11 protein-coding genes are annotated in these 18,035 nt (G+C 51.7%); 10 read left to right on the top strand and 1 reads right to left on the bottom strand.

Going from position 1 to position 18,035, the window contains the following annotated elements:
* Positions 1-87 precede the first annotated feature (87 nt).
* The 4 genes from B036_RS0122195 to B036_RS0122180 all read left to right on the top strand — a co-directional run bounded on the left by B036_RS0122195 (position 88) and on the right by B036_RS0122180 (position 3,959).
* Positions 88-462: an STAS domain-containing protein gene (locus B036_RS0122195; protein WP_026232234.1), complete on the top strand. Its 375-nt coding sequence runs from the start codon at positions 88-90 to the stop codon at positions 460-462.
* Positions 463-666: 204 nt separating this feature from the next.
* Positions 667-1,593: a ribonuclease Z gene (locus B036_RS0122190; protein ID WP_044103514.1), complete on the top strand. Its 927-nt coding sequence runs from the start codon at positions 667-669 to the stop codon at positions 1,591-1,593.
* 75 nt (positions 1,594-1,668) lie between these two features.
* The gene (locus tag B036_RS0122185) at positions 1,669-2,418 is read left to right on the top strand and encodes a hypothetical protein (protein ID WP_020570939.1); all 750 of its coding nucleotides are present in this window, start codon (positions 1,669-1,671) and stop codon (positions 2,416-2,418) included.
* Between the two features lie 152 nt (positions 2,419-2,570).
* Positions 2,571-3,959 (top strand): GH1 family beta-glucosidase, encoded by a 1,389-nt coding sequence (locus B036_RS0122180; RefSeq protein WP_020570938.1) that lies wholly within the window; start codon positions 2,571-2,573, stop codon positions 3,957-3,959.
* A 5-nt stretch (positions 3,960-3,964) separates the two neighbouring features.
* On the opposite strand, the gene B036_RS0122175 is transcribed toward B036_RS0122180, so the two are convergent.
* Positions 3,965-4,828, bottom strand: a complete 864-nt coding sequence (locus tag B036_RS0122175) for a hypothetical protein (protein WP_020570937.1) — start codon at positions 4,826-4,828, stop codon at positions 3,965-3,967.
* 205 nt (positions 4,829-5,033) lie between these two features.
* Between B036_RS0122175 and B036_RS0122170 the strand changes: the two genes are divergently transcribed.
* The 6 genes from B036_RS0122170 (at position 5,034) to B036_RS0122145 (ending at position 17,904) form a co-directional block, all read left to right on the top strand.
* Positions 5,034-8,003, top strand: a complete 2,970-nt coding sequence (locus B036_RS0122170) for a SusC/RagA family TonB-linked outer membrane protein (protein ID WP_020570936.1) — start codon at positions 5,034-5,036, stop codon at positions 8,001-8,003.
* A 75-nt stretch (positions 8,004-8,078) separates the two neighbouring features.
* Positions 8,079-9,665, top strand: coding sequence for a RagB/SusD family nutrient uptake outer membrane protein (locus B036_RS0122165; protein ID WP_020570935.1), 1,587 nt, complete (start codon positions 8,079-8,081; stop codon positions 9,663-9,665).
* Between the two features lie 98 nt (positions 9,666-9,763).
* Positions 9,764-11,341: a glycerophosphodiester phosphodiesterase family protein gene (locus B036_RS33025; RefSeq protein WP_020570934.1), complete on the top strand. Its 1,578-nt coding sequence runs from the start codon at positions 9,764-9,766 to the stop codon at positions 11,339-11,341.
* A gap of 205 nt (positions 11,342-11,546) precedes the next feature.
* On the top strand, positions 11,547-13,025 hold the full coding sequence (locus B036_RS0122155; RefSeq protein ID WP_020570933.1) for a sulfatase family protein: 1,479 nt from the start codon (positions 11,547-11,549) through the stop codon (positions 13,023-13,025).
* 304 nt (positions 13,026-13,329) lie between these two features.
* Positions 13,330-16,251 carry a TonB-dependent receptor gene (locus tag B036_RS0122150; protein ID WP_211217427.1) on the top strand — a complete coding sequence of 974 codons (2,922 nt, stop codon included), beginning with the start codon at positions 13,330-13,332 and terminating at the stop codon, positions 16,249-16,251.
* Positions 16,252-16,302: 51 nt separating this feature from the next.
* Entirely contained in the window at positions 16,303-17,904 is a 1,602-nt protein-coding gene (locus B036_RS0122145; RefSeq protein ID WP_020570931.1) for a T9SS type A sorting domain-containing protein, read from the top strand.
* Positions 17,905-18,035: the final 131 nt, after the last annotated feature.

Raw genomic sequence — 18,035 nt, 5'->3', positions numbered from 1 at the left:
TGGTTTGTTTCGCCAAAACTGGCATACTTTATGCCTGTCTTAACTAATAAACAGCAAAAACTTATCTTTGCGCCAAAATACATTTGCATGAAATTCAGCATCGACAAGCAGGAACGCTATACGCTCATTAAGCCGGAGGAAGAGAACCTGAACTCCGCCGTTGCGCCGCAGCTCAAGTCGGAATTCGTGATCCTCGCCAACGAGGGCATCACTAACCTTATCCTTGATCTAAGTTCCGTGCACTACGTCGACAGTTCTGGCCTTAGCGCCATTCTGACGGCTCGTCGCCTGTGGTCTAACCTCGGCACCTTCGTCGTTACGGGTGTAGACCACCCCGCAGTTAAGCGGCTGGTGGAAATATCCAAGGTAGACTCCGTATTGACCATTTTACCAACGGTCTCCGAATCCAGTGACTTCATCATGATGGAGGAACTGCAACGGGACCTTCAGGGAGAGGAGTAGACAGGATTCAGTACTCAGGGTTCAGGTTACAGTTCTTAAGATTCAGTTGACAGTGCTCAGAATTCAGTGCGCTGATTTGATACTTTGTTATCAGGGCTCAGCAGATAAAGGAACTTTTCACAGCAAAGGTTACCTATCACTCGTGTTACTGAAAACTGAATACTCAAAACTGGTCACTGAACCCTGACCGCTGAACACTTCACATTGCGTTTCGAACTTATCCTCCTAGGCACCTCTGGTGGCGTCCCTACCACTACCCGCAACTGCTCTGCGGCGATGCTGCGAACGGACACAACGGATGTATTGATCGATTGCGGAGAAGGGACACAGCGCCAGCTGATGCTGGCTGGTCTGGGGATGGGGAAAGTTTCCCACATCCTCCTTACTCATTTACATGGCGACCACTTCTTCGGACTACCGGGTTTACTCTCCAGCCTCGGGCTCAACGGACGTACCGCCCCGCTCTCCATTACCTCCCCCCAGCACCTGCGGCCGCGCCTGAGTGCTATGCTGGAAATGGATAAATACGACTTACCCTTCGAAGTCACCTTTCATACTTTTCACGCCACTTCCCTTGAGCCTTTGCACATCAGTGGTGATCTGGAAATCCTGGCCTTCCCACTCCGGCACCGGATCCCCACCAATGGTTACCTGCTGCGTGAAAAGCCACGCGAAGCCAATATTCGTAAGGATGCTATCGCACAATACGACATCCCCTGGCCAGCCATCAGGGATATCAAGGCAGGAGGAAATTATCAGTTGCCTGACGGCAAGGTCATCCCCAACGACCAACTAACCACGCCGCCTCCCCCACCCCGCAGCTACGCACACTGCTCAGACACCATCTATTTCCCTGAATTAACTAACTTTATAAGTGGCACAGACCTGTTATACCACGAAGCCACTTTCCTGCAAGACATGGCGGAAGATGCTTCCCTAAAAGGTCACTCCACCGCCGAACAGGCGGCAACAATTGCCCGAGATGCCGGGGTCGGACAGCTGGTGATGGGACACTTCAGCACCCGGTACGAAAACGGGGCTGCACACGAACAAGAGGCAAGAACCATCTTCTCCAATAGCCACGCGGGGGACGATTTGTGGCGGATTGAGGTTCCCTTTACCAGTAGGTAGCAGGGTTTGCCTAAATGTTAGGCCGCCCATACAAATAACTTATCTTCCCCCTTTTACCACCAAGACATTCAAATTATGCGCCATTTATGCCTCTTACTCCTGCTCGCCAGCTGCTTGTGCAGCTGTACCGTTGGCGAAACCATCACCCTGAATAAAGACCTTTCTGGCACTAAAGTCATTGAATTCGAATTGCCTGACACCAATGGCTTTATGGACGATAGCCTGGAGGACTCCTGGGAGGAGGATACACTGGAAGATGAAAAGGAGGACACTATTGACCTCCCGAAAGAAGAGGACGAAATCACGGAAGAAGCCATTCGTGCCGGCTTGATGGAAGCCATGGGTGATGCCGGAACGGATATTGCCATCATAGAACAGCTTTTTGCTGAGCTTGACAATATCAGCAACTATAAGATGGAGCAGGACGACAAGTATCTACGCGTCTCGTTCAACTTCAACAGCGACCAGCCACAGATCGGAGATAAGCAAGCGTACAATCTTCTGTTGGACCAGCTCTCAGACGGTACCAAATGGTATTTCAAATACATCCCGAATACTTTCAGCAGGGTCAGTCGTAAAGAAATTCGCTGGAACATTCTTAATGTGGACCTCTTCAGCATGGATTTTAAGGAATATCAGGCCTTCAGTTCCGAGATGGGCAGTGCCACCATGCTACTTACCGTTCATTTCGCCGAGCGTATTAAGTCAGTAGACCAACCCAACATCATCATCAGTCCTGATCGTCGCTCACTAAAGTGCAAGATCGAGTTAAGTGAGATTAGTGATCTGAAACGAAGCAGCCAGGTATTGATCAGGTTTCAGTAGTTAGGTTTCAAGGATCAGAATTCAGGTATCAAGCGTCAGCCTTCAGGACATAGCAAGGGGTCAAACTCAACAAATAATTCTAGTGACGCGAATCAAGCGCACTCTACTCTGTAACCTCCACCCTTTCACTTTTCGAAAAAACAACACTAGATATGCCCAAGACTTTTCCGCCCGACTTCCTCTGGGGCTCTGCTACTTCCTCTTACCAAATAGAAGGGGGGTGGCTGGAAGATGGTAAAGGCTTACACATATGGGACGTATTTAGCCATATACCGGGGCGGATTGCCCAAGGAGATCATGGGGACGTAGCCTGTGATCATTTCCACCGATACAAGGAAGACATTGCCCTGATGGCCAAATTGGGTCTCAAAGCTTACCGTTTCAGTATCGCCTGGACCAGAATCCAGCCCGACGGTAAAGGAGAAGTGAATCAGAAAGGCATTGCCTTTTACAACGATCTCATCAACGAACTACTGGCGCATGGTATCGAGCCCTGGGTGACGTTGCATCACTGGGACATGCCGGCAGCACTGCAAATGGAGGATGATGGTTGGCTGGGGCGTGCGTCTACCGACTACTTCGCTGCCTATTCACGGATCTGCTTCGCCGCCTTCGGCGACCGGGTCAAACACTGGATCACCCTTAACGAAAGTTGGGTCATGGCCATCCTGGGATACCACAACGGTATTTTCGCTCCCGGCCGTAAGTCAGACAGCGAACCGTATACCGTTGGCCATCACCTCATCCTCGCGCACGCCAAGGCAGTAAAAATTTACCGCCAAGAGTTCAAAGCCACCCAGGGTGGCGTGATCGGGATGACCAACAACTGCGACTGGCGCCACCCACTTACAGACCGTGCAGCAGACCACGCCGCCGCCCAGCGTTCGGTGGAATTCCTCCTGGCCTGGTTTACCGACCCCATTTATCTGGGGGATTACCCTCAGGTGATGAAGGACCGCGTTGGTGACCGGCTTCCTGCCTTTACCGATGAGGAGAAAGTCCTGATTAAGGGCAGCTCCGACTTTTTTGGGCTCAACCATTATACTACGATGTATGCCGCCGACGTCGCTCCGGGCACTCATGTGGAGCATTCCGTGTACGCCAACCCCGGCATCTACAAAGATCAGGACGTTGCCCTCACTGCTGCTCCCGATTGGGAGTTGACCGAAATGCAGTGGCCGGTGGTGCCCTGGGGGCTGCGGGACCTGCTACTCTGGATCAATGAGCGGTATGACCATCCGCCGATTTACATTACGGAGAACGGCTGTGCCATGCCCGATACCGTAGTAGAAGGCGAGGTTGCCGACCCCAGAAGGATCGCCTTCCTGGACGGATACCTCGGTGCCGTACACGAAGCGATCGCTGGCGGAGCAGATGTACGTGGCTATTTCCTGTGGTCTCTCATGGACAACTTTGAATGGGCCAGTGGCTACGACAAACGTTTTGGGATGATCCATATCGACTTCGACACCCTCGAACGTACGCCTAAGCATTCTGCTAAATGGTATTCGGAGGTAATTGGGCGGAATGGGCTGGCGTGAAGCACTTACTCCACTCGGTAACTGAACGATCCGGCCCCAATTTTCACCTCACCGGTCAGCGGATTTGAGACGACAACCTTGGTTTCCAGCGAATGCTCACCACGCCTCCCCGCCGGAGCCTTGAATCTTGCCGTACCATCGGGGCCGATTTTAAGTTCCTGCCCATCGACGGTGAGTTTCACGTTCGCCGGGTCAAGAGAATTACTGTAGCTGCCGACGGCTACCCGGGCATTGAGGGAGTCTCCTCGTTCATAGGCGCAGCGGTCTGCCATGAAGACCGGGAAGAATTGGTCAAAAATAATGGCACGGTCAGAACTTGTTGCCATGGCGTCGAATAGTGTCTTCTGGAGGTAATTCAGGGTAATAATCCGTACCACATCGCATTGTAATGCAGGATGAAGATCCTGGGAGATGGCGCCTAGCTGAGCCCGAGATTCTGCCGCGAACTCCATAGTCCTGTTACATTTGATTTTAGCTTCCTCCTCGTTCAGATCCATTGATCCATGATGGGTCATCATCATCGCCTCATAATCTGCAGAAACCGTCTCAATAAGCGCAATGGATTCCTCCCGGAAGCTGTGCTCGTCTTCGCCGTTGATCAGTGCTTGATAAGCAGCATGGTTTTCGGTCACGAAGCGCAAAAGTGGCAAGAACCGAGCCTTGGTATCGTCCTTCATTAATTCCTCGTAGCTTCTTATGTCTGCCTCCAGTAGCTCTTCCTGGCCGGTAATGGCCATCTCGTGGGCAGCCAGCAGGCTAGACGTAATTACAGTTAATTCTTCGTTCCGCTCGTATTGCTGCCAGGCATAAATTGTACAAAATTGGGCAAGGATGAGGACAACTAAGGCCAGTGCATAACGAAGAGACATGGAAGGTGGGTTTCAAAAAATAACGGTGGGCCAAAGCATGTGTTGCTGTGTTAAGGATTCTGGGCGCGTACGCAGGTGCAATAGGTTTAAACCTGGTCGAGCAATAAGGAGTCGATCATTTAGTAACTAAAAGGTAACTTTAGGCGTCTATCAATTTACTTTGTACTTTAGATATTTACGGCTGATTTTCAATAACACTAGTCATATGAAACAGATTTTCCTTTTTTGTGCACCCCGCCTGGGGATGTTGCTCACTGCTTTATTACTAACCCTTTCCGTCTGCGCCCAGCGGACGGTTAGCGGCACGGTAACCGACGAAAACGACGAACCACTGATTGCTGCCAGTATTCTTGCAAAAGGAACCAGTTCCGGTGCGATAACCGACCTCGACGGAAAATTCACCTTGTCAGTTCCCGAGGGAATTAATACGCTGATTGTCTCCTACCTCGGCTATGCGACTCAGGAGGTTACCATCGGTGAAGGTCCGATCATTGTTCGGCTGGGGGAAGATGCCAACCTGCTCAATGAAGTGGTGGTCGTAGGCTACGGAACCGTTAAGAAAAGCGACGTGGTGGGCGCTGTTTCGAGCGTTGACATTGATGAAGCCACTGCGATTCCGACCACGAACGTAAGCGAAATGCTGCGCGGCCGTGCAGCCGGAGTACAGGTCAACCTGGCTGATGCGCGCCCGGGAGGAAATTCGAATATCGTTATTCGGGGGAAGGTTTCCCTGGTAGGCAACGATCCGTTGATCATCGTTGACGGCGTTCCTTATGACAACATCAACGACGTTGCTCCGGAAGACATCACGTCCATTGAGGTACTCAAAGATGCCTCCAGCCAGGCCATTTATGGTGCCAGGGCGGCCAACGGGGTCATTTTGATCACCACCCGGCGTGGTAAAGCAGGCAAACTCGTGGTGAACTACCACGGCTACACCACCACACAGAAACTGACCAAAAATTTCGAGCTCTTCACTGGGCCTGAGTTTGCGCAGCTTCGCCGCGAAGCACAACGAACTGAAAATAACGACGAATACTTCGACGACAACATCATTTTCGAACCACAGGAACTGCAATCGTTAGAAGAGGGCTCCTTTGTAGATTGGGAGGACCTTTTGATTAAAAACGCCGTAATCCAGAGCCACGCGCTTACCCTGGCCGGTGGTAGCGAAAGCACCAAGTTCTATTCCAGCTTCAACTATTTTGATCAGGATGGCATCATCCCTACTTCTGGTTTCCGAAGGGGGGCCGTACGCCTCAACGTAGACCAGAAGATCAACAGTAAAATGAGCCTTCAGGCCAACGTCAACTTTCAAAAAAGCGATCAGGACCGAGAGTCCGGCTCGATCAATTACATTACCATTTCTCCTCTTGCCCGCCCCTTCGACGAGGATGGGAACGTAACCAAATTCCCGCTTGGAGAAGGCTCTACGACCGTGAACCCCCTTTGGAATATCCGGGAATCTGACAATCAGATTGAGACGACGCTGATTGACCTGAACTTCGTTGGCAACTACGAACTTCTCCCCGGCTTAAGCTACAAGCTCAACACCTTCTTCCGTAACCGAGCGGCCAACCAGGGTATCTACCGCTCCACCGAACACTCCGAAGGAGATGCTGACATCCAGGGGCTGGCAACACTGGGCAATGAGTTCTATCGTGAGTTTCTGTTGGAGAACATTGTCAACTACAGCCCGACGATCAACAAAAACAATGTGCTCGACTTCCTCTTCGTACAGGCAACCAACCAGCGAAATAACGAAGAAAGTAGCATTACCAAGTCCGGCTTCCCTAACGACGCTCTTGGTTTCAATGGCAACGCCAGTGAGATCCGTGGCACAACGCGCGACGTCAGCCGCCGCCGCCTCGTCTCCTTCCTCGGCCGTGCCCGCTACAACCTTAAAAACCGCTATTTGCTGACCCTGACAATGCGGGCCGATGGTTCAAGCGTTTTTTCAGAGAACAACAAGTGGGGTTATTTCCCAGCAGCTGCGGTCGCCTGGAAAATGCACGAAGAATCCTTCCTTAGCGATTCTAAAGCCATTACTCAACTGAAGCTCCGGGTCAGCTACGGCGCTACGGGCAACGAGGGTATCAACCCATCCGAGTCCCTTGGTTTGGCGGATGACCTTCCTTATACGTTCGGTGGGACCTCCGCTGGTGGTTTCGCTCCCCTGAGCCGGTTGCCCAACCCGAACCTGAAGTGGGAAACCACCACTACGCTGAATACTGGCATTGATTTCGGCCTGTGGAATAATCGCCTGAAGGGCTCCGCAGAGTATTACCGTTCCAGCACAACGGACTTCCTGCTGGACCGCGTACTGGCCGGCACCACTGGCTTCGAAGTTACCCGCTTCAACATCGGGGAAGTAGAAAATAGTGGTGTTGAACTTACGCTGAGCTACGACCTGGTACGCAATGAAGCTCTTCGTTGGAACATCGGCGCGGTATGGTCCCAAAACCGTAACAAAATCATCAGTCTTGATGGCAGTGTGGACGATCAGGGCGTGCCGATTGACTTTGTGTCTCAGGGGCTCTTCATTGGTGAGCCAATTGACAATATCCGCCAACGGGTTTTTGACGGCATCTTCCAGAACGAGGAAGAGATCGCCGCGTCCTCCCAGCCTGATGCGATCGTCGGTGACATCCGGGTGCAAGATCTAAATAACGACGGTATGATCACCGACGATGACCTGATGATCTTCCGGGAAAACCCCGATTGGTACGGCTCGCTAAATACCAGTCTGGCCTGGAAAGGATTTGACTTATTTGCAGACGTTTACTTCGTCAGCGGAGCCCTCAAATCAAATCCCTATCTCGCTGATTTTGCCCTTGGTGGAACACTACAGGGCTCGCGCAACGGCATCGCTCGCGACTATTTCACTCCCGAAAACCCAAGTAATACTGCGCCACGCCCACGCCCCGGAACGCCAAGTAACCTTTTCGCTCTGGCAGTAGATGATGCCAGTTACCTGCGTTTGCGCACGCTCACGCTGGGATATAATCTCCCCGCTGACCTAGTTAGTAAAATTGGTCTGAAGACGACAAAAGTCTACTTCACCGGTACCAACCTGTTCACCGATACAGAATATCTTTCTTACAGCCCGGAAACTAACCCCGGAGCATTCCCGGACGCCAAGGGTTACACCTTCGGCCTTAAAGTTGGCTTTTAAGGGATAAGCTTCCCTTTTCCTTCTTTACTCCTTACTTCCTTTACGCTACCGCCTTCAGGCGAAAAACATAAAACAATGAAACTTTTCACCAAAGCAGTTCTGGCAATTGTGCCATTACTTTTCCTGATGTTCTCCTGCCAGGAGTTTCTTAAAGATGAACTTCTTTCCGAGACCTCGGCAGACTTCCTGTACAATAGCCCGGAAGGGTTGGAGAATGCAGTGGTCGGACTTTACAACCTTAACCGGTCCTATATCGAGCGCGGTGCCGGCAACAACGATCACCGTGCCTTGATCATTCAGGCCAAATCTGACCTGACCGCAGGCCGGGCAGGTGAAGTAGCCCTCTATGCCCGTCTGGGATGGGGCAGAGACCTGACCACCGGCGGACTGGGAGGTTACAGCCATTACTGGCGTAATCACTATCGGGTAATCGACCGTGCTAATGCGGTCATTGCCGGGGCGGAGAAAGTAACGTTTCCGACAAGTGAAGCGGGACGAAAGAACCAAATATTGGGGGAAGCCCGGGCGATGCGGGCAAATTCTTACTTTACCCTTTATCGGTTATTCAACAACATCTTCATTACTACCGAGCCAACTACGCCGGAGAATGTATTTGACGTACCGCAGGACAAAAGTTCGCCCGAAGAGATATTCGCGCTGATCAATTCCGACCTTGATTTTGCTATTGAAAACCTTGCCTGGACCACGCCCGATTTTGGCCGGTGGACCCAGGCATCCGCCAGGCACCTGCGGGCAAAGACCGCTATGTGGCAAGAAGACTGGCCGGAGGCCATCACCCAATCCGAAGCAGTGATCGGCAACGAGAATTACGCCCTGATACCGAATACCCGCGACGTATTCGCCGGTGATCTGAATAATTCGGAAACGCTTTTTGCCATCCAGTTCGAGGATGGGGCAATCGGTGGTGGCAGCCGCAACCAAATCCACTTCAACCTGGTGGCCAATTACTTCGAAATCCCAGGCATCACTCGCTCCAACGAAAATGGCGGACGTGGTGCTGCTTTACTTATCCCGAACAACTACCTCGTCGACTTATTGGCCGAAGATCCGGGAGATACCCGAGACGACAATACCTACATGATTTCGGCTTACATATATAATGATCCGACAAATCTTCCGGACGGCGTTTCGATCGGTGACACCATAAAGATATATGAACGCGACAGCCCCAACTCCAATATTTATACCCAGTATTACAAAACGATGAATCCTGGGGTCCTTAAATTCCAGCAGCGGGACGCAGACCCGAACGAAGCCAATACCATCAAGAACATCATTGTTTACCGCCTGGCCGAGACCTACCTGATTTCCGCCGAGGCACATATGCGCCAGGGCAACACCCCTATGGCGCTAGATCGGATCAATGCCATCCGTAACCGGGCGGGAGCAGCACCTTTCACCGAGATCAACCAGGAAATACTGCTGGATGAACGGGCCCGCGAATTGTTCTTCGAGGGGCAGCGCTGGTATACGCTGAAGCGCATGGGCGTACTGGTTGACTACATCCGTGACCATGCCGCCAACGACAACCTGGTGAATTTTGCCCGGGAGCGGATCCAGCCTGAACACGTAAACTGGGTAATTCCGGAAGCGGAATTAGATTTACTGGGTCCCAATTACCCGCAGAATGAAGGTTACTAGAGAGTAATTCGTAGTCGGAAGTCCATAGTTGGAAGCACGCTGATGGAGAAGTACTCTAAGGAGTCTTCCAGCTTCCCTGAACCGTAAAATGTCAAGTTATGTCGATCAATTTTTTTCGGGTGCACGGCTCCCTTTTATTCCTTCTCCTCTTCTTCCTTTGTCCTTTGGGCGGCGGCGCGCAGGTGCAGTGTGAAGATGATGGAGAGCAGCGTTTGAAGGTCATGACCTATAACATCAGGCTCAATACGCCCAATGACGGTAAAAATGCCTGGCCGGAGCGTAAGGAGTTCCTGGCCAGCCAGGTTGAATTTCATGCTCCCGACGTCATGGGCACCCAGGAAGGCCTCCCCGAACAAATCGATTGGCTGAACGGCAGGCTTACGGATTATGCTTACGTCGGGGAAGGAAGGCAAGGAGGGCATGCCGGCGAGTACTCCGCGTTGTTCTACAACCGGAAACGATTCAGTGTACACGACTCCGGAACCTTTTGGTTGTCGGAGACACCAGACAAGGTTTCTACGGGATGGGATGCGGCCCTTCCACGCATAGTAAGCTGGGCACGCCTGGCGGAGCGAACTGGCGAGCGGGATTTCCTGGTCTTCAACACGCACTTTGACCACGTCGGGGAAACAGCCCGCCTCAAAAGCGTGGACCTCATCATGACCATGATCGATTCGTTGAATAAGGATGGATTGCCCTTCGTGGTTACCGGAGACCTCAACCTGACGCCAGAGACCGCCCCGCTACAAAAGATGAGTGCGGCACTGACGGACACCTACCACGCTGCCCCGATACGACTTGGCCCGACGGGAACCTTCACCGGTTTCAATTACGATAAATCAGCCAGCCGCAGGATCGATTATATTATGGTCTCTCCAGGAGTAAAGGTCCTTAATTACGCGACCCTGACTGATGCAGTAGACGGGCGTTTTCCGTCGGACCACTTTGCCGTGGTCTCTTCATTGCACCTGCGGCCGCGCCCCCTGATTATCGCCCACCGTGGGGCCAGTGGGTACGCCCTGGAAAACTCTCTGCCCGCTTTCCAAAAAGCTGTTGATCTGGGTTCCGACATGATTGAACTGGACGTTTTTACCCTGAAGGATGGCGAAGTCGTTTGCTTTCATGACAGCGACCTGAAGCGACTGACCGGCACCGAAGGGAAGATCGCCGATTACACCCTGGCTGGACTCAATCAGCTGATGTTGGGCGGCATGTATAAAATCCCCCGTCTTGAGGACGTCCTACTCCTGACCGATAAACAACTACGCATCAACGTAGAGCTGAAAGGGCCAGGTACTGCTGAACCGACCTACGCCATCATCAAAGAATTTATCCGCGAACACGGATGGAAGCTGGAAGATTTTCACATCTCCAGTTTCCGACATGATGAACTGAAGATCATGCGTGGACTTGACGAACGTATTGAAATCGGTATCCTGCCGCACAGATCACCACTTCAAGCCCTTGAAATAGGTAAAGAAGTCGGTGCTTATTCCATCAATGCCTATCTCGGAAGCCTCAATCCAGAGTCGGTGAAGGAAATTCACGACGCTGGTTTTAAAATTTTTGCCTGGACGGTGAACAGCCATGCCGATATCCGCCACCTTCTTGATTTGGGCATTGAGGGGTTCATCACGAATTACCCGGACCGGGTTAGGGCATTAGCGAGGGAATAAATGGCTTTATCTGCAAGTTTGTTTAGTTGGGGGACTGGTCTAACGCTTTAAAACCCCACCGGGTCTCCTTACCCGGCAAGTCTCGTCGCTGGCTCTACGAGGAGGAAATTTAAACGCTGCGCATTTTTATTGCCTGTTAGGTAACGACATTAGTTCCTTGTATTCTTCCTAACAGACCATCTTACACATTACGATAATCAAGATCATGAAGTACATTCTTCCAATAGCCTTTCTCTTTCTGTTTTCTTGTAAGACTATCCAACAGGACGAGAGACCGCCAAACGTTTTGTTGATCGTGGTGGACGATCAGGGTTATGCAGACTTTTCACCCTTCGACAACTACGAGGGTTCGGCGCATACCCCTAACATGGCCAGGATGGCTAAAACAGGAACGATTTACACCCAAGCCTACGTCACTGCACCGGTATGCAGCCCTTCGCGGGTAGGCATGCTTACGGGAAAGAACCAGTTTCGCTGGGACGGACCGGCAAGTTGGGGGCCCGGCCTGCCGGACAGCGTCAGGACCATTGCCGAGTACTTACGCGATGCGGGCTACTCCACCGCACGGATCGGGAAAAATGACCTGGGCCGGAACTTTCATAAGAACTATGATAAAAGGGAATACCCTACCCGCCACGGCTACGACGAGTTTTTGGGCTTCAACGCCCACGCGCATGATTTCTGGCTACACAGTAAGGCCATACAAGACAGGACACCTGACCCTTACGGAACGAGTGCGGTTTTAGGGCCGTTACTCCATAACGAAGGGGAAAAGAGCTACGAGGAAGGCTATATGACGGACATCCTGACCGATGAGGCCATTAGTTACCTGAACGGGAATAAAGCGGAGAACAAGCCCTTTTTTCTTACCCTGGCTTACAGTGCCGTTCATCACCTGATTCATGAGGTACCGCAAAAATATCTGGACATTTACGACGTGCCGCCGATCCCTAACTACGATCCGGCCGACAGTTTAGCGTACAGTCATCATCCGGTTGGCTCGTACTCCGCCTATTATGACAAATACTCCCGTTTGGGCGCAATTGAGGAGGGGCCGCTGCGAAAATACTACTTAGCCAACCTGCATTGCCTGGACGACAACATTGGTCGTTTGCTTGATGCGCTGGAAGCCGGAGGCATGGATAAGAATACCATGGTAATTTTTATCTCCGACAACGGAGGCTCTCCCCTGACCGGGGCAGACAATGCACCACTGGCGGGTGGCAAGTACTCCCTGTGGGAAGGAGGTATCCGGGTGCCTATGGCCGTCAGTTGGCCAGGAACCATTAAGGCGGGAGGCCGGGAAGATCGCTACGTCTCTGCCCTGGACGTGCTGCCGACGGTAGCAGAAGCCGTTGGCATCGCGCTGAATGATCCAACGCTGGACGGCCGGCTATTGTCCAATCCCAATCCGGAGCGTTTACTTGTCTGGAAATGGCAAAAAACGTGGGCCGTACGACAGGGGGATTACAAACTTACCAACTCCAATGAAAATCATTGGAAGAGCCGGCCATCGGCCCAGTACATAGCACCGATTTCGGACAGTCTGAACCTCAAGCTTTTCAACGTCGTTGATGACCCGGGAGAGCGGAATGACCTGGCGGAAGAACTACCAGAAGTCGTTAATAGACTAGAGGCCGCTTATTTAGCGTGGTGCACAGAAAATCTGGAACGGTACTATTAGGCCCCTTTAGCTAAGTAAAAAGGACCTTTTAAGGTGTTAAATAAGGCTGGGGATTGCATAATTTTTTTCTTTGTGTGTCACAAAGACATAAAAAAGTATTACTTTAGTGTCACGAAGACACAAAAGGGTTCTCTATTACTACCATAAAAGGGTTCTTACTGGTTGATCAAAATGCATAACCACCACTGATTTCAGTCTGGCATGCATGACCGGCTTTTAAAAGATATGCTTCGTTTTCACCCACTACCAGATTTACCTGGTGGCGAATGAAAGAAGTTTTCACTAGTCGATTGAAATGCAAAAAATGAAACTGAAATCACTACTGACGTTATTGCTATTGATAGGTTTAATGCCATTGATAGCCCAAACCGGCTCCATTTCCGGTTTAATTACGGATGCGGAAGAAGGATCCGGGTTACCAGGAGCCAGCATTTACCTTAAGGCCAGCCCGGGTGTAGGTACGGTTACTGATTTGGACGGTTCTTACCGCCTTACAAACGTAGCGATAGGTGACCACGTGGTAGTAATTTCCTTTGTGGGTTTTGCCTCTCAGGAAAGGACCGTAACCGTTACGGAGAACGGGACTGCCGAAGCCTCCGCGAGATTAGGCGGTGCGATCCTCTTTGACCAGGAGATTGTGGTCACGGCCCAGATGTTGGGTCAGGCTAAGGCCATTAACCAGCAGTTGAACTCTGACGCCATTGCCAACTTCGTCTCTGCTGATAAAATCAAAGAACTGCCCGACGTGAATGCGGCAGAGGCTATCTCCCGGCTGCCGGGGGTAGCGATAAACCGTAGCGGTGGCGAGGGCTCTAAAATTGTTGTCCGTGGTCTTGACCCGAAGTTTACGGCCATCAACATTAATGGCGTCCGCCTGCCATCTACCTCGGGTACTGACCGCTCCGTCGACCTGTCCCTGATTTCTCCAGAATTGCTTTCTGGCATCGAACTGTTCAAAAGCCCTACTCCGGATATGGACGGTGATGCATTGGGAGGAACCGTCAACCTGAACATTCTGAAGGCCGATGACCGGCCACGTGGCTCCCTTAAGGCGATTGGCGGCTATAATGGTATTGTCGATCAGTTTAAGGATTACAAACTTACTGGCTCCATGACACGCCGGGTTTTTAAAGATAAGCTTGGCATCATTGCCACGGCCAACGTGGAAAGGTTCAACCGTGGCGGGTACACGGTAGGGCAAAGCTGGGGGGACGACCGTGCGGTCATCCTGGATACCATGCTCAATATTTTCGATCAGCAGGCAAATGCGCTTACGCTGAACAGCCGGCAGGAGATCCGCCGCCGGTATAATGGTAGTTTAGGTCTGGATTATGCTTTTGGTAAATCTACCGACGTCACCTTATTAGGTATTTACTCCCGCACCTCCCGGGATCAGTTCAACCACGCCGAACGCTATGACATTGAGAATACCGGCGTCAGCTTTCGCCCAAACATTCAGCAGAGTGCGATCAGTTTATATTCTGCCTCGCTATCTACCAGGCATAAGTTGAACAGCCTAAGCATCGAATGGGGTGTGAGTTACAGTCAGGTGGTGGGTGAAACGCCGCTCGATATAGAATTTGATTTCCGGGGTGCTGGCAACAACTTCCTACCCGGTGTACAGGATAATCGTGATGACCCTAACCGGATTTATGACTTCCTGAATGTTGCCCCCGAACGTACCTACTTAACGGGATCCAGCTATGCGGACAGTGGCAACGAAGAATCCATCACTACGGCCTTTGTCGACTTAAAGATTCCTTTCTCGATAGGTGATAAAATCCGGGCGGAGTTCAAGTTCGGCGGTAAGTACCGAACCAACGAAAAGAGCCGGACCTTCAACGAATACTACGACAAACTCTACTACCTCCGCTCCATCCGCAACTGGGATGAACTCCTACCCGGGGAAGGTGTAGTTGGTGCCTCGGGCATTGACCCGACAGTGTATTTAGGCGTCGTCAATTTCCTCGACCCGGATTCCCCGCTTAGCGTGGAAGACAATCAGGGACGCGATGTGGGTCTATCCTACAGTTTCGATGAGGAAAGACTACGGAGCTTCGATCAGCTTTTCCGCGACCAGTATCCGCGAGACTTCTTTGGCATCACGAATAATTTTGACCTGACTGAAAATGTAGCTGCCGGCTACGCAATGCTTAAATTCAGCATGGGTGATCAGCTCACCGTGATTCCCGGTTTCCGGTATGAAGCGAACCAGAACACATATAACGGCATCTATGCAGATCTGAGTGGCGACTGGGGCGAGAGCGGTGAACGTTCGGAGCGCACTGCTGAGAACGACTACAGTGTTTTCCTGCCGCACCTCCACGTGAAGTACAAGCCGGTGAATTGGTTTGACATCCGGGCCTCTTACAGCACGACATTGGCCCGTCCTGACTTCGACTACATCGTTCCGGCGACCCTCGTTAATCGTAACGGAGACCTTTCCGTCCGGCGGGGTAACCCGACCCTGGGACCTTCAGTATCGACTAACTACGACTTATTTCTTACCGCCTTCTCCGACAAGTTGGGGCTGTTCTCCATCGGTGGATTCTATAAAGACATCAAAGACGCCTTTTACCCCATCACCCTTGGCGTAAACAATGACAGTATCGCCGTTGCCAACGATCTGCCTGCCACCGGCTTCATTGGTGCTGAATTGACCGGTTTCGAGAGTTCTCCCGACTCCAGGGTCTATGGTATCGAATTTGACGTTCAGACAAAACTAAGCTTCCTCCCCAAGCCTTTTGATAAGCTATTACTCAACGTAAACTACGCGCGGCTGTATTCGAACACAACGATCAACTCCCTCCGGGAGGAGACCAGCTGTGTGATCGTAAGAGGTCGCCCCCGTTGTACGACCACTGCTTTTGCTTTTCAGCGGGAGGCAGCGTTAATTGGTCAGGCCAGTGATATTTTCAACGCCTCGTTGGGATATGACATTGGTGGCTTTTCCGCCCGGGTGTCTGGTTCTTACCAGGGTACCAAACTATCCGGATACAGCTCCATTGCTGACAAAGACCGCTTCAACAAAGAATTCTGGCGTATGGATGCTGCCCTGAAATATCGTTTCAGCCGGCGCCTCAACGTCTTCTTAAATCTAAACAACCTGACTAATCAGCAGGACGTCAGTTTCTTCCGTAACGAAAGATTCGAAACGTCCCGTGCCACTTTCGGCACCACGGCTACCGTGGGCGTCGAAGTAAAGTTCCTGCCTAAGGAGGATTAGTTCCGGACCCAATAACAATTCGTTCTACAAACCTCACAAACTCGTTTACACATGACTAAGATTTACGCTTTACTTGTAGCCTTAATGTGCTGCTCCTTCGCCTTAGAGGCCCAAACGGTTACCATCCCCGCCAATGTGGACGGTGACGCAGGCTTCCCCTTTACTTACCTTGACCGTTTCATCGACGGGGACACCACTGCTGCCGGTGACCGTAACGGTACGGAGACTTACCTCCTCGAAGCGGGCGGTATTTACTTCTTCTCCAAAGTCAACCGCTGGACGTTTGACGTCAACCTGGCGGCAACCGGAGACGTAGCGACCCTCGGTCGTCCGTTGGTGGACCGCCTCAACCCCACCGGAGGTTCTAACCTTGTTGAAATGTTCCGCGGAGAAGGAGGCTTCACCTGGGACGGCATTTACATCATCATGGGTGATGAAGGCCCGCTAGCCGCAGCTTACGAAACAGCTTCTTTCCGCCCAGAGGGTGACAGCACCACTTACAGCTGGAATGACTGTATCATCGAGAAGAGCCGTCAGGGCACCATCCGTAGTGAAGGAGATTTCGTGACGGTGAAGATCACCAACAGCATTCTTCGCAACTTCGGTGACTACGCCCGCCAGCAGGGTAATGGCCGGATTGTTGACCTCCGGACCAACTTTGGTGACACGGTGATCATTAAAAACAATGTGATCCACAACACCCTTGACCGGATTTACATTGGCTTCCGCCAGCAAGGTCTGAACTACTTCGAATTCTCTAAGAATACAGTATTCAACCACGTTGGTCGTCACGGTTTCATTCAGATGAAGAACACCAAAGAGACGGTGATTACTGACAACTTCATCCAGAACCCATCCATTATCGGTTCATCCCCCTGGTTAGCTAATGAGCAGATCAACCTAAAGGACATGAGCACGCCGATCTTTACGCTGGACACCATCGTAGCGGGAGGTAGCGTCACGATGCGTAACAATAACGTTCACTGGACACAGGACGTACTGGACCACTACATGAACTTTGATTCCGTAGTACAGCCAGAGCTGTTCAGCCCTACCTTCATTGCCGCGATGACCAACGACGTAGCTGATGCCACGTTTGAAGAAGTGCTCGAACTCAACGACGTGCCATCTCGTGAGCGTCTGATTACCTACTCTGAGGAAGCTATCCTGTTCAAGGACTCCGTTGGCATTACCAACATCATGGTGGAAGACAGCCTTTTCGCCGTTGGTACTGATTACGCAACCGGTCGCCTGCTCTATAACTTTGATCGTTTCAGCCCTTGCTATGACCCGACGTCTATGTCTGCCACCGGAGCAACTGATGGCGGAGCCGTAGGTGCTACCGGTTTCTGCGCCGACCTGGTGAACAGTGTTCGCCCTGCTGCTTACAATCCGTTCCTGCAGCTGACTGCAGCGCCGAACCCAGCCAACGACATGATCAGCTTCAACTACGAGCTGAGCGTAGCCGGAAAGATTGATCTTTCCATCTTTGATGTCCGTGGTGCACGTGTAGCCAACGTAGTTACCGGAGACCAGGTTCCTGGTAGCCACTCGATTACCTACAACAAGCTGGGTAACCTGGCTACCGGCATGTACATTGCCGCCATCCGCACACCGGAAGGTAAAATGTTCGTGAAGTTCTACAAGAACTAAACGCTTAGTAATAGCGCTGCTCACAACGGCCGCCCGTACGCTCGTACGTGGCGGCCGTTGTTGTTTCAGCGATGGTCCACAAGCACTGATACCCTGCTTCTTTATCCTTTCCACTGCACCTGCGGCCCCGC

The organism is Neolewinella persica DSM 23188 (assembly GCF_000373105.1).
In the GTDB taxonomy this organism is placed as follows: domain Bacteria; phylum Bacteroidota; class Bacteroidia; order Chitinophagales; family Saprospiraceae; genus Neolewinella; species Neolewinella persica.
The sequence above is the reverse complement of the archived record's forward strand: the minus strand, read 5'-3'. Positions and strand labels throughout refer to the sequence as shown.

What these genes read in the sequence shown, in the direction of transcription:
- B036_RS0122195 (WP_026232234.1), top strand. Translation starts at nt 88, where the DNA reads ATGAAATTCAGCATCGACAAGCAGGAACGCTATACGCTCATTAAGCCG.
- B036_RS0122185 (WP_020570939.1), top strand. Translation starts at nt 1,669, where the DNA reads ATGCGCCATTTATGCCTCTTACTCCTGCTCGCCAGCTGCTTGTGCAGC.
- B036_RS0122180 (WP_020570938.1), top strand. Translation starts at nt 2,571, where the DNA reads ATGCCCAAGACTTTTCCGCCCGACTTCCTCTGGGGCTCTGCTACTTCC.
- B036_RS0122175 (WP_020570937.1), bottom strand. Translation starts at nt 4,828, where the DNA reads ATGTCTCTTCGTTATGCACTGGCCTTAGTTGTCCTCATCCTTGCCCAA.
- B036_RS0122170 (WP_020570936.1), top strand. Translation starts at nt 5,034, where the DNA reads ATGAAACAGATTTTCCTTTTTTGTGCACCCCGCCTGGGGATGTTGCTC.
- B036_RS0122165 (WP_020570935.1), top strand. Translation starts at nt 8,079, where the DNA reads ATGAAACTTTTCACCAAAGCAGTTCTGGCAATTGTGCCATTACTTTTC.
- B036_RS33025 (WP_020570934.1), top strand. Translation starts at nt 9,764, where the DNA reads ATGTCGATCAATTTTTTTCGGGTGCACGGCTCCCTTTTATTCCTTCTC.
- B036_RS0122155 (WP_020570933.1), top strand. Translation starts at nt 11,547, where the DNA reads ATGAAGTACATTCTTCCAATAGCCTTTCTCTTTCTGTTTTCTTGTAAG.
- B036_RS0122150 (WP_211217427.1), top strand. Translation starts at nt 13,330, where the DNA reads ATGAAACTGAAATCACTACTGACGTTATTGCTATTGATAGGTTTAATG.
- B036_RS0122145 (WP_020570931.1), top strand. Translation starts at nt 16,303, where the DNA reads ATGACTAAGATTTACGCTTTACTTGTAGCCTTAATGTGCTGCTCCTTC.